11 protein-coding genes and 1 pseudogene are annotated in these 12,340 nt (G+C 56.4%); 11 read left to right on the top strand and 1 reads right to left on the bottom strand.

The genetic code is table 11. From position 1 onward, the window contains the following. From AWM69_RS17110 to AWM69_RS17085, 6 genes are all read left to right on the top strand, one after another. Positions 1–180: hypothetical protein (locus tag AWM69_RS17110; protein ID WP_218727652.1), on the top strand; the 180-nt coding region annotated here is incomplete at its 5' end. Next, positions 180–1,034, top strand: a complete 855-nt coding sequence (locus AWM69_RS17105) for a DUF4123 domain-containing protein (RefSeq protein WP_218727651.1) — start codon at positions 180–182, stop codon at positions 1,032–1,034. The genes AWM69_RS17110 and AWM69_RS17105, both read left to right, overlap by 1 nt. Further along, entirely contained in the window at positions 1,031–1,804 is a 774-nt protein-coding gene (locus tag AWM69_RS17100) for a hypothetical protein (protein WP_218727649.1), read from the top strand. The genes AWM69_RS17105 and AWM69_RS17100 overlap by 4 nt, the downstream gene beginning before the upstream one ends. A gap of 12 nt (positions 1,805–1,816) precedes the next feature. Next, positions 1,817–2,590 carry a hypothetical protein gene (locus AWM69_RS17095; RefSeq protein WP_218727647.1) on the top strand — a complete coding sequence of 258 codons (774 nt, stop codon included), beginning with the start codon at positions 1,817–1,819 and terminating at the stop codon, positions 2,588–2,590. Positions 2,591–2,602: 12 nt separating this feature from the next. Next, positions 2,603–3,376, top strand: a complete 774-nt coding sequence (locus tag AWM69_RS17090; protein ID WP_218727646.1) for a hypothetical protein — start codon at positions 2,603–2,605, stop codon at positions 3,374–3,376. An 11-nt stretch (positions 3,377–3,387) separates the two neighbouring features. Further along, complete coding sequence (locus tag AWM69_RS17085) at positions 3,388–5,586, top strand: lipase family protein (protein WP_373274330.1); 2,199 nt, start codon at positions 3,388–3,390, stop codon at positions 5,584–5,586. A 45-nt stretch (positions 5,587–5,631) separates the two neighbouring features. Here AWM69_RS17085 and AWM69_RS17080 read toward each other — a convergent pair whose 3' ends face one another. Continuing rightward, the gene (locus AWM69_RS17080) at positions 5,632–8,055 is read right to left on the bottom strand and encodes a penicillin-binding protein 1A (protein WP_373274332.1); all 2,424 of its coding nucleotides are present in this window, start codon (positions 8,053–8,055) and stop codon (positions 5,632–5,634) included. A gap of 207 nt (positions 8,056–8,262) precedes the next feature. Between AWM69_RS17080 and pilM the strand changes: the two genes are divergently transcribed. The 5 genes and pseudogenes from pilM to AWM69_RS17055 all read left to right on the top strand — a co-directional run. Next, positions 8,263–9,234 carry a type IV pilus assembly protein PilM gene (pilM, locus tag AWM69_RS17075; protein WP_218727643.1) on the top strand — a complete coding sequence of 324 codons (972 nt, stop codon included), beginning with the start codon at positions 8,263–8,265 and terminating at the stop codon, positions 9,232–9,234. Continuing rightward, the gene (locus AWM69_RS17070; protein WP_218727642.1) at positions 9,234–9,794 is read left to right on the top strand and encodes a PilN domain-containing protein; all 561 of its coding nucleotides are present in this window, start codon (positions 9,234–9,236) and stop codon (positions 9,792–9,794) included. The genes pilM and AWM69_RS17070 overlap by 1 nt, the downstream gene beginning before the upstream one ends. Continuing rightward, positions 9,794–10,414, top strand: a complete 621-nt coding sequence (locus AWM69_RS17065) for a type 4a pilus biogenesis protein PilO (protein WP_218727641.1) — start codon at positions 9,794–9,796, stop codon at positions 10,412–10,414. Before AWM69_RS17070 ends, AWM69_RS17065 begins: the two co-directional genes overlap by 1 nt. After that, entirely contained in the window at positions 10,411–10,938 is a 528-nt protein-coding gene (locus tag AWM69_RS17060; RefSeq protein WP_218727640.1) for a pilus assembly protein PilP, read from the top strand. Before AWM69_RS17065 ends, AWM69_RS17060 begins: the two co-directional genes overlap by 4 nt. Before the next feature lie 170 nt (positions 10,939–11,108). Beyond that, a pseudogene (locus AWM69_RS17055) lies at positions 11,109–12,338 on the top strand (type IV pilus secretin PilQ); the annotation flags it as partial. Positions 12,339–12,340 lie beyond the last annotated feature (2 nt).

Below are 12,340 nucleotides of genomic sequence, written 5' to 3'. Positions count from 1 at the left end.
CCGGCGAATCCGTTGTTGCCGGGTGAGTCTGAACGCCTGCTTGCGCCGCAAGCCTTGCCGGCCCCCCTCGCGTCTTATCAGCAAAGACTGATGACCTCAACGCATGACTCAGGCGTTGAATTCTGCCCGCTGTGCGAGGCCTGCGAAAACGCTATGTGCTTGCCTGAAGGAGGCCTGTGATGAGCCCTGTATCACCCTGGCAATGGATAGAAGAGCAACACCGTCAAGGTCGTGAGCTGTGCCTGATTCTGGACTCGCTGGGCGAGATGGAGACCCGACAGACGCTGCTCAATGGTCGCGCTTGCGACCGCTATGCCAGCGTTTATGACCAAACATCGGTGGCCCGGTTGGCGAATGCCGGGCCGTACCTGATTTTGCTCAGCAGGGCTGACACTGAGGCCTTGTCCGGCCTTTTGGGCGCGCCCGAACGTAACTGGGGTTGGCTGGCCAGTATCGCTCAAGGTGATCTGCCAGCGTTGCTGGAGCATTGGCGCCAACGATTTTTGCTCGACTCGCGCCCCAATCAAGCGCTGTACCGTTTTCACGACAACCGAACGCTAACCCGTGCGCTTGATCATCTATCGCCAGATGCACTCCCGCCTTACCTGGGCCCCACGATCAGCCTGTGCTACTGGCAGGGCGAACACTGGCTTGCTTTAGACAACCCGGCGCCCGGGGAGTACCCGTTGCCAGCCATGCCTGAATGGCTGCAGGTCCCAACGCCAGGCCGTCTGCGCGGACAGGTGCATGTCATCAATGTGTACCGCTACTTATTGGCCCACCATTACGAGGCACTTCGGCAATTGGCCAGGCATCGAAGGCCTCTTGCGTGGATACATGCGCAACGGATACAGGCTGAACAGTGGGGTTGGCTGGAACAAGAACACCTGCAATTTCTAGCGCTGCACAGCCTTCCGCGCCCCGGCTACGGCGTCCCGGATGCGTGGAACCCACGGCCTGATGAAACGCCACACATGCACTTCGAAAGAGTCAGCCAGATGGCAGGGTTCTCGCAAGGCGAGGGTGTTTTGTGAAGAGCGTATTTAAGAGGCTGGTGTTGTTCTATGGGCTGTTGAGTCTCTCGGGCTGTTCACCGAGCAAGTCGGAGACCTTTACCTTCACCGCCGAGTTGCCGCCCAATGTTTATTATCGTGCTTCCGCTGTTTATGTTCCGGCCAAAGGCGAGACGTGCAGGGTGCCGGGCGGCAAGAATACCTGGGTTGGATTTAATCGGCATTGGCGAAAAGAGTACAAGCCCGATTCGACGATAGCGCTTTATCGCACCGTGAGTGGTTGCCCGTTGGTGATTAGTCATATCAGGCTGGATATTAACGCTGTTTATGGTGCGGGCTGGAGCGATCAGGGTGGAGATAGTGCTGGGGTCGTGTTTCGTGATGAGCTGCCCATTGAATATAAAGAGCATTTTAACGCCGACGGTGTAAGTACTTTTTACGGGCAATGCCAGTGGTTGTTTCGTACGTCGGGTAAACCCCGCGTTCTTAGAAAGATTCTTGATTGTAAAGATACCGATTCCACGGGGGCGTTAACCCGTGGTCGCCCTGTTGCAGGTTATACCCTGGATCAATTGCCCGGTAAGACAGTGAAGATGAAAATAAAACTGCTGTCGGAAGAAAGGCCCTATATGGGTGATACGTGGGTGAAAGTACCTAATGGTTGGAAACGCTGTATGGGTGAAGGTTTTGAGGATCCATATGCTTTTTGTGATGAAAATTATAAAGACTTCAGCCATTTCATGATGCCAGACGGAAGACAGTGCACTGTTTATCCGGGCTGTACGGAATAAGGGGGTCTGTTGATGAATAGCGTATTTAAGGGGCTGGTGTTGGTCTGTGGCCTGTTGAGTCTCTCGGGCTGTTCTCTGAGCAAGTCGGAGACCTTTACCTTCACCGCCGACTTGCCGCCCAATGTTTATTATCATGCGGATGCTGTTTATGTGCCGGCCAAAGGCGAGACGTGCAGGGTGCCGGGCGGCAAGAATACCTGGGTCGAATTTAATCGGCATTGGCGAAAAGAGTACAAGCCCGATTCGACGATAGCGCTTTATCGCACCGTGAGTGGTTGCCCGTTGGTGATTAGTCATATCAGGCTGGATATTAACGCTGTTTATGGTGAGGATTGGGGTGATCAGGGTGGGGATAGCGCTGGCGTGGCCATCCGTGAAGAGCTGCCCATTGAATATAAAGAGCATTTTAACGCCGACGGTGTAAGTACCTTTTACGGACAATGCCAGTGGTTGTTTCGCACATCGGGCTCGAAGCGGCGAATAGTAAAAATTCTTGATTGTAAAGATACCGATGCCACGGGGGCGTTAACCCGTGGTCGACCTGTTGCGGGTTATACCCTGGATCAATTGCCCGGCAAGACAGTGAAGATGAAAATCAAACTGCTGGCGGAAGAAAGGCCCTATATGGGTGATACGTGGGTGAAAGTACCTAATGGTTGGAAACGCTGTATGGGTGAAGGTTTTGAGGATCAATATGCTTTTTGTGATGAAAATTATAAAGACTTCAGCCATTTCATGATGCCAGACGGAAGGCAGTGCACTATTTATCCGGGCTGTACGGAATAAGGGGTTCTGTTGATGAAGAGCGTATTTAAGGGACTGGTGTTGTTCTGTGGCCTGTTGAGTCTCTCGGGCTGTTCACCGAGTAAGTCGGAGACCTTTACCTTCACCGCCGAGTTGCCGCCCAATGTTTATTATCGTGCTTCCGCTGTTTATGTTCCGGCCAAAGGCGAGACGTGCAGGGTGCCCGGTGGCAAGAATACTTGGGTTGGATTTAATCGGCATTGGCGAAAAGAGTACAAGCCCGATTCGACGATAGCGCTTTATCGCACCGTGAGTGGTTGCCCGTTGGTGATTAGTCATATCAGGCTGGATATTAACGCTGTTTATGGTGCGGGCTGGAGCGATCAGGGTGGAGATAGTGCTGGGGTCGTGTTTCGTGAAGAGCTGCCCATTGAATATAAAGAGCATTTTAACGCCGACGGTGTAAGTACTTTTTACGGGCAATGCCAGTGGTTGTTTCGTACGTCGGGTAAACCCCGCGTTCTTAGAAAGATTCTTGATTGTAAAGATACCGATGCCACGGGGGCGTTAACCCGTGGTCGCCCTGTTGCGGGTTATACCCTGGATCAATTGCCCGGTAAGACAGTGAAGATGAAAATCAAACTGCTGGCGGAAGAAAGGCCCTATATGGGTGATACGTGGGTGAAAGTACCTAATGGTTGGAAACGCTGTATGGGTGAAGGTTTTGAGGATCAATATGCTTTTTGTGATGAAAATTATAAAGACTTCAGCCATTTCATGATGCCGGACGGAAGGCAGTGCACTATTTATCCGGGCTGTACAGAATAGGGAGGTGGTAGATGAATAAAGCTGACAGTTATAAAAATGTTGATTTAAAAGGCCGGATGTTTGCGTGTCCTGTGCAAGGTAAACGAACGAGTTTTCAATTGGTTGATGAATTCGGTTCGGGTGTACCTTACGCGGGGTTGGCCTATGAGGTGATGGATATTGAAGGGTTGAAATACAGCGGTTATTTGGATTCTTCGGGTGTGGGTGAAGTCAAGAATCATTGCGCGGGCTCTATTGTGATAATGATGGTGGCCGCTTATGAAGGAAAAGTTAAATATCACAAAACATTGATGAGGCGTGAGCACTATCCTCTTAAAATAACTGAGCTTCAGGTACGTGCCGAACACACGCGATATGCAAACAAGGACGGTTCGCGAACTGCAAAAAAACCGGCGCTGAGCAACGCCACGGATGAATATTATCAAATCGAAGTTCGGCACTTGGTCAAGCATGTTTCGCACTTGCCACCGAAAGTGCCGCGGCACTTTCCACTGGACGTGGGGGCTCGCCGTTTGATGTGGCCGCGGGGGGAGTTCGGTGTTTGTCTTGCGCCAGAGCGCCATACCGTACTGGAAGTTCGCCCACTACGGGCTTTGCGGCCCATGCTGTCGACCGATCCGGCCTTTTGCGCACTTAACCTGTATCAATTGGCCTTGATGGCGACGTTGAGCTATTGCCCTTTTGGCCAGGAGCCCGACGAGCAGCCGGTCACCGCTCCCACGGTCAGCTTTCCGCTGGAGCCGAGTGTGGGCAACTGGTTTGGCGATAAGCTCGCCACGTTCAAGGAAAACTGGCAGGTCAACCCCGAGCAGACCGAGCCTTATTACCCGTTGTATGAAGACGTGCCGTATTCCAGGCGGCTGGAGATCGTGCCCTTTGACCCGGAGTTATACCCGGCCAATAACCCTTTGTTGGGGCCGGATCAGGAGAACCCCGCCAACCTTCACTTTCTCGATGATACCAAGGAGGGGGCAGAAGGTACCGACACCCAGGCCTTTGTCAGCCATAACGATGAGGTCGTTGTGATCGCCGTTCGCGGTACCAGCGCGGGTGCGGATTTTTTGCGTGATGCCGATGCGCTGCAAGTGCCTTTTGAGGAGGGAGAGGGCAAGGTGCATCGTGGTTTTTATGAGGCTGCAAAAGTGGCGGCGGCCTTTGTAAGCAGGTACCTCGACAAATTCCACGCCGGCCAAAAAATCCTGATTTGTGGTCACAGCCTTGGCGGAGCCATTGCGTTGATTCTTTCGCAAATGCTGTGCAAGCGACCTGAAGGATACGACGTCCTGCTCTACACCTACGGCGCGCCCCGCGCTGACGATGCCACGTTTGTCAGCGCCGCGCAGTCGCTGGTGCATCACCGAACCGTCAACCACAACGACCCGATCCCCAGCGTGCCGGCGACCTGGATGAATACCAAGTCCCCGGTGTATGGCACAGGTGCTGTGCTCACCTTCAGCAATGTACCGGTTGGGCTCTCGGTGTTCGCGCTGGGGCTGACCAACCTGACCGGCGAGCCTTATCAGCATCACGGCACGCTTCGCCATTTTATGCCCGTGGAATTGGGGCCGGGCGGGGTGTCGCATCTGTTATGGGCGCCGGCATGCGATACGGTTATTCAGCATGCCGTGAGCAGTGCCGCGCTCGGGCAAAATAACGGTTTACCCGCGCGCGACAGCTTTCTTCGCCAGTTAATCGACATGGCTCATCACTTTATGGTGGACAGTTATATCCCCAATTGCTGGGCTGCACTGCGTCGCTATAAAGAGGCGCTGGAGAACCGCACTTCACGGGTGAGCAGTCGTGAGTTTGATTTCGTCGACCAGGCGTTCAAGCAAATCTCTGGGCAATTGCGTACTCAATTCATCGAGATGGCGACGCTGCCGGACAAGAAAGTGCAGGCGCAAGCGAGCGCCAGAACGCTGCTGATACGCGAGCACAACCGGGTCGATGTCACACGTACGCGTTTGAACAGCATGAGGTTTGAGGTGCCTACGCAGGCTGATGTCTACGGCCATTTCGCACAACAGCCTGAGCAGTTGATGGACAGCCTGGAGCGATGGCTTGCCCACAGCAAAAACACCCGCGCTGAACCATTGGCCATGGCACCTCAGGAGGCGGAGGTGCGAGTCGATATGGCTTCAGTGGATGATCCCCTGCGTGATCACGTGATCGGCGCGTGTTACACAGGGGATATTCTGGATTTGGGTTAGATTGCAGCAAGCGTCCGTCTTGCTGCATACCCATAGCGCCCTCTATCAGAAGAGGTCGATTGGCGCCCCTTCGTCTGCCGGCAGCGGTGTACCTGGCGCAGAGCCATTTCCAAACTCGCTGTTGGTCGGTGGCGTGTCTTCGCTCTTGAACAGCTCGAAATAGGCGCCAGGCGTGCCTGGAGACGCAATGCGGCCGCTTGTCGGGTCGATGCGCAGGCTCAGGATCCCTTCAGGCTCGGGCTGGGTGTGTGCCGGTTTGTCCTTGAGCGCACCGCCCATGTAGCTGATCCAGATCGGCAGCGCGACAGTGCCGCCGTATTCGCGACGGCCGAGGCTTTCGGGTTGGTCAAAGCCGGTCCACACGGTGGTGACATAGTCGGCGTTGTAACCGGAGAACCAGGCATCCTTGGATTCGTTGGTCGTACCGGTTTTGCCCGCCAGGTCTGTACGGCCCAGCGAGAGGGCACGGCGGCCGGTGCCGCGCTTGATCACGTCCTGCAGCATGCTGGTGAGGATGTAGGCGGTGCGGCCGTCGATGATGCGCTCAGCCACGGCCCGGGTTTCGACGGTCGGCAGGCCGGGTGCGGCGTTAATGGTGTCGATGGTCAGTGCTTCGGCTTCCTGCGGTACATCCTTGCGGGCTGCTTCAGGCACTTGAGGCGGATTGGCCACGAACAGACTCTCGCCGTTACGGCTTTCGATCTTGTCGATCAGGTACGGTGTGATTTTGTACCCGCCGTTGGCAAACGTGCTCCAGCCGGTGGCGATTTCCATCGGGGTCAGGGTGGCAGTGCCCAGGGCCAGCGACAGGTTGCGCGGCAGGTCCTGTTTGTTGAAACCGAACTTGCTGATGTAGTCGATGGTGCGGTCGACGCCCAGGCTTTGCAGCAAGCGGATCGAAACCAGGTTGCGCGACTTGTACAGTGCTTCGCGCACACGGATCGGGCCGAGGAATGTATTGGTGTCGTTTTTCGGGCGCCAGACTTTATCCAGATACTCGTCGACGAACACGATCGGAGCGTCGTTCACCAGGGTGGCGGCGGTGTAGCCGTTATCCAGGGCCGCGCTGTAGACGAAAGGCTTGAAGCTTGAGCCCGGCTGACGCTTGGCCTGCATGGCGCGGTTGTAGTTGCTCTGCTCGAATGCAAAGCCGCCGACCAGTGAGCGAATGGCGCCGTTGTTCGGATCAAGCGACACCAGCGCACCTTGTACGTTGGGCACCTGGCTGAATTTGAGGCTGCCATCGGCTTGCGGCTGGACGCGAATCAGGTCGCCGACTTGTGCCACATCCGAAGGTTGCTTGGGCATCGGCCCCATGCTGTTGGTGTTGAGAAAGCGCCGGGCCCATTTCATTGTGTCCCACGCGACACGGCCTTCACCGCTTCGGGTCAGGACTTGCAGGCCGTCTTTGTCGACCCGGGTCACGATGGCCGGTTCAAGGCCGCTGAATGGACGCTGTTTGGCGAGCTCCTGGCTCCAGGCGTCGAGGGTCTTTCCGGGCAGGCGCGACTCTGGGCCGCGGTAGCCGTGGCGCTGGTCGTAGATGATCAGGCCTTCATGAACCGAGTCGTTGGCCAGCACCTGCAGGTCGCTCGGCACCGTGGTGGTCACGCGATAGCCTTCAGTGTAAGCCTCGCTGCCATAGCGCCCGACCATCTCGGCGCGGGCCATTTCTGCGATGTAAGGTGCGCTGACTTCCGGGGTCGGTACGTGATAAGTGGCGTTGACCGGTTCTGCAATGGCCGCTTCGTAGCTGGCCTGATCAATTTTGCCCAGCTTGTACATGCGCCCCAGGATCCAGTCGCGGCGCTCTTTGCTGCGTACCGGGTTGGCCAGCGGGTTAAAGCGCGAAGGGGCTTTAGGCAGGCCGGCAATCATGGCCATCTGCGCCAGGCTGAGATCGCGGATCGATTTGCCATAGTAAACCTGTGCGGCAGCTTCGATGCCGTAAGCACGGTTGCCCAGGTAAATCTTGTTCACGTACAGCTCAAGAATCTCGTTCTTGGTCAGTTCGCGTTCGATTTGCAGGGCCAGCAGGATTTCGTTGGTTTTGCGGGAAAAGCTGCGTTCGCTGGACAGGAAATAGTTCTTCGCCACCTGCATGGTGATGGTGCTGCCCCCCGATTGTATGTGTCCGCTTTTTACAAGCTGGGTCGCGGCACGCATCAGGCTACTGGGGTCGACCCCGTAATGATGGGCGAAGTTGTCATCTTCTGCTGAGAGTAAAGCATTGATGAAATTGGGCGGAATGTCGGCGAACTTGATCGGAGAGCGGCGCATTTCGCCAAACTCTGCGATCAGTTTTCCATCGCTTGTGTAGACCCGCAAAGGAATCTGCAACTGGATACTTCTCAACGACTCTACGGACGGCAAGCCAGGACTAAGATAGAGAAACGCGCCGCTCAGCGCGAGCAGGAGCCCGCAGAACACAGCAACGAAAGACCACCCGAAAAACTTCAGCAGACGAATCAAGGCTTTTGGATTTCCAGATTAAGAAATGGGTGTGCACGTCAGGGTAGTGCGCAGCTGCGCCGGGTCGACGATACGGAAAAAAACGCCCGGCATTATAAGCATTTTTCGCCCAAGGGCGTCATGGGCCACATGTCAGAACGGGTTATGAACGGATCTCATTTTTTACCCTCCCGTAAGTCACGGATTGGATTAAGGAAAATACCAATGTCCGGATTATTTTTTGAAACACGCCCGCGGTACGTGGGTGTTCACATCAGCGGCCAGTCGATAAAAGTGGTCGAACTGAGCCGCATGGGCAATACGTTTGAGCTGCATGCCTATGCCATAGAACCGCTGTCGGCCGGCTATGTCGATGATCTGACCAGCACCGGGGCAAAAAGTGTCGCACAGGTGTTGCGTCGGGCGCTGGGCAATACTGGCGTAATGGCGCGTGATGCTGTTACGGCACTGCCGGATACGCAGGTCATCTGTAAAACCCTTGAAGTGGAAACAGGCTTGAGCGAGAACGAACTCGAGCTTTACGTCCGCCTCGAAGCCGAGCAATACGTCCCTTATGCCCTTGAGGAGATGGCCCTGGATTACGACGTCCAGGAGGTTGTCCCCCGTCATTCGGATCAGGTCGAGATCGTGTTGGTGGCGTGCCGCCAGGAGGTGCTTGAGTGGCATCAGGAGGTTCTGCTGAGTGCGGGGTTGAAGCCGCATGTTATCGATGTGCAGGCTCTGGCCCTGGTGCGCGGACTCGACTGGATGCTGCGCTCGGTCACGGGTTCGAGTGCCCGCGAAGCAGTGGCCGTGGCGGATTTTTCGCCCCCTTTAGCGCGGCTGAGCATTGTGTCGCAAAGCCGGGTCATCTATTGCCATGAGTGGTTGTTTGAACGGGGCTCTCTGGGCGATGACGCCTTCAAGTCCGCGGCCGTGGAGCATCTCGGGCGTGAGATCGGGTTGTCTGCCGAATCGGCTGTCGGGGCTAAGGTCGGGTTGATCGTGCTGGCTGGTGCAGCCGCCGGCAGCACCGGACTGAGCCAATGGGTCGAGGCCCGGCTTGGTATTCCAACTCGCGTTGCCGATCCGTTTGCAGCCATGAAACTGAACCCTGCTCTCGCACCCGAAGCCTTGTTCTGCGATGCTCCTGTGCTATTGACTGCCTGTGGTCTGGCCTTGCGAGGGTTTGATTAATGGCGAAGATCAATTTGTTGCCATGGCGTGCTGCGTTGCGTGAAAAACGACGCAGGCGTTTCTTGATCGTATTGGGTGCCCTTTCAGTAGCGGTGATGGGGGGGATGTTTGTTCTTGATCGTTTGATCGACAGCGCCGTAGAGCGGCAACTGGCGCGTAACGGGTTGATCCGCAGTGCGATGGCGCAACTGGATGGGCGGGCCGAGCAAATCGATGCGTTGAAAATGCGCCGCGAACAGTTGCTTGAGCGAATGCAGACGATCGAGACGCTTCAGGGCAATCGATCGGACAGCGGAATCATTCTTGAGCAGTTGGCGCGCAGTTTGCCGGACGGGGTGCATTTCACCGACGTCAAAATGACTGAGGGCACCATCGTCATTACCGGGTCGGCTCAGTCCAGTAATCTGCTTGCGCAGCTGATGCGCAATCTCGATGCTTCGCACTGGCTGGAAACGCCGACGCTGATTGATGTGAAGGCAGGCCCGGAGCGGGAGGGCGGGCATGACCGGTTGTTTCAGATGACGGTACGTCAGACCCTGCACGCGGGCGGGCCATTCTGATGCCTGCGCAATGGCTGGAACGCCTGCGCAGTATTGATCTGCGAGAGTTGGGTCATGGGCAGATTGGCGCATGGTCGCCGGGGCGCAAGGCGGTCATGGCATTGGCATGGGTGGTGGTCCTGTTGGCGCTGGGGTATGCGCTGGTGCTCCACTTGCCGCTGACTCAGCTCCAACAACAGCGCGAGGCTGAAGCCGCGCTTAAAACCGAATTTGAATCCACGGCTTCGCGGTCCGCGGGCCTGGAGGTCTATGCCACTCAGGTGCGGGTGCTGGAGGCGTCATTCAGCACGCTCTTGAAGCGCTTGCCCGGTCAGTCGGAAATCCCCGGCCTGCTTGACGATATCTCTCGCCTGAGCCTGGCCAGCGGCCTGCTTGTCGAGCACATCGAGTGGTCGCCCGAGGTGCTTCAGCCTTTTTACGCCGAACTGCCCTTGCACATGACCCTCACAGGCAGCTATCACGCGCTGGGTGTTTTCATCAGTGGCCTGTCGAGCTTGTCCCGCATTGTCACGGCGCATGACTTCACCCTCGCCCCGCTCGGTAACGGCGCTGACGGTCAGTTGCGCATGACGCTGCTGGCCAGAACTTATCGCAATCACGATCAGGGGATGATCCCGTGAGGGCCGGGCTCGGGTTGCTGGTCACAGGCCTTTTGGCGGGCCTGGCGGGTTGCGACAGTGCGCAAAGCACGACGCAGCTACACGCGTACTTGCGGGCCGCGCAGGTCCCTCAAACCACCACCATTGCGGCTATTCCCGAGGTACAGCCGCGCAAGGCACTGGCCTACGGTGCAATGGCGCTGCGCAGCCCGTTTCAGGCGTCGGACGAGGGCAATACGGGCAGTTGGCAGCCAAGCCAGGTAGATGGCGCGTCAGAGATCGACCGGGTCAGAGCGTTTCTGGAAGAGGTCGAACTTGCCCGGTTCGAAATGGTAGGTACGCTTTCCAATGACCTGGGGACCAGTGTCTTGCTCCGGGCCAATGGCGCCATCCACCGCCTGGAGCAGGGGGATTACCTGGGGCGCAACAATGGCCGGATTGCCTCGATTGACGCGACTGGCGTTGAAGTATTTGAACTGATTTCAGATGGTCGGGGTGGCTGGATGGAAAGAACCCTGACGATCCCTTTAAAACAACAGTCTTAACGGAATACACCATGAAAAGGATTTTCCTGGTCTGCGGACTGGTGCTATGGAATGCGCTGAATTCGCAGCAATCACTGGCGACTGCACACGACAGTTTTTCTTCACGTGCTACCCCGGGTGCCGAGTACATCCGGGCAGAGCAGCCCATGAAGGCGGCTGCCGAAGGACCGTTATCCCTGAACTTTCAGGACATTGAAGTGCGTGCGGCGCTTCAGTTGCTGGCCGATTTTGCCGGTTTGAATCTGGTGGTCAGCGATGCGGTGCAGGGCAGCATTACCCTTAATTTGCGGGATGTGCCCAGGGATCAGGCGCTCGATCTGGTTCTTAAAAGCAAAAACCTCGACAAGCGTCTTGAGGGCAATGTGTTGTTGATCGCCCCAGCCGAAGAAATTGCCGCCCATGAGCGCCAGGCGCTTGAGGCGCGCCACCAGTTGGCTGAGCTGGCGCCTTTGCGTCGGGAGCTGGTGCAGGTCAATTACGCCAAGGCGCAAGATATCGCCAAATTGTTCCAGTCGGTCACCCGTGGCGACGCGGTCGCGCTGGAGCGTGGTTCGATTACGGTGGATGAGCGCACCAACAACATCATCGCGTTTCAATCGGATGAGCGGTTGCAGGAGTTGCGACGCATTGTCATGCAACTGGATATACCGGTCCGTCAGGTGATGATCGAGGCGCGGATCGTTGAAGCTGGCGTGGATTTCGAAAAGAGCCTGGGCGTGCGCTGGGGCGGGGTGTTTCGTGGTGCGGGCAACTGGAAGGCCGGTGGGATAGTTCGCTCGGGTGCAACGCAAGCCGGTGAGGCCAGTGCGCCGTTTGTTGATTTGGGCGTGGCAAACCCTGCGTCCGGCCTGGGGATTGCCTTCATCACCAACAACACGTTGCTGGACCTCGAACTGAGCGCCATGGAAAAAACCGGCAATGGCGAAATCATCTCCCAGCCCAAAGTCGTGACCTCGGACAAAGAGACCGCCAAAATCCTCAAGGGCACCGAAATTCCGTATCAGGAGACCAGCGCCAGCGGGGCAACGTCGGTGTCGTTCAAGGAAGCCTCGTTGTCATTGGAGGTGACGCCACAGATTACCCCCGACAACAGCATCATCATGGCGGTGCTGGTGACCAAGGATGAGCCCGATTACATGAACATGGTCAACCATGTGCCGCCGATCAAAAAGAATGAGGTTGAGGCCAAAGTGCTGGTCAAGGACGGTGAAACCATCGTGATTGGGGGCGTGTTCTCAAATACTCAAAGCAAAGTAGTAGATAAAGTGCCATTTTTTGGCGATCTGCCGTATGTTGGCCGACTTTTCCGTAAAGACCTTATGCTGGAAAAAAAATCCGAGCTGCTGGTGTTCCTGACTCCGCGTATCATGAACAACCAGGCGATTGCTGTGAGTCATTGATT

The organism is Pseudomonas sp. D1HM (assembly GCF_019266105.1).
GTDB classification, from domain to species: domain Bacteria; phylum Pseudomonadota; class Gammaproteobacteria; order Pseudomonadales; family Pseudomonadaceae; genus Aquipseudomonas; species Aquipseudomonas taetrolens.
The sequence above is the reverse complement of the archived record's forward strand: the minus strand, read 5'-3'. Positions and strand labels throughout refer to the sequence as shown.

Bases quoted from the DNA above. Each gene is read 5' to 3' on its own strand.
- AWM69_RS17105 (WP_218727651.1), top strand. From the start codon at position 180: ATGAGCCCTGTATCACCCTGGCAATGGATAGAAGAGCAACACCGTCAA.
- AWM69_RS17095 (WP_218727647.1), top strand. From the start codon at position 1,817: ATGAATAGCGTATTTAAGGGGCTGGTGTTGGTCTGTGGCCTGTTGAGT.
- AWM69_RS17090 (WP_218727646.1), top strand. From the start codon at position 2,603: ATGAAGAGCGTATTTAAGGGACTGGTGTTGTTCTGTGGCCTGTTGAGT.
- AWM69_RS17085 (WP_373274330.1), top strand. From the start codon at position 3,388: ATGAATAAAGCTGACAGTTATAAAAATGTTGATTTAAAAGGCCGGATG.
- pilM (WP_218727643.1), top strand. From the start codon at position 8,263: ATGTCCGGATTATTTTTTGAAACACGCCCGCGGTACGTGGGTGTTCAC.
- AWM69_RS17070 (WP_218727642.1), top strand. From the start codon at position 9,234: ATGGCGAAGATCAATTTGTTGCCATGGCGTGCTGCGTTGCGTGAAAAA.
- AWM69_RS17065 (WP_218727641.1), top strand. From the start codon at position 9,794: ATGCCTGCGCAATGGCTGGAACGCCTGCGCAGTATTGATCTGCGAGAG.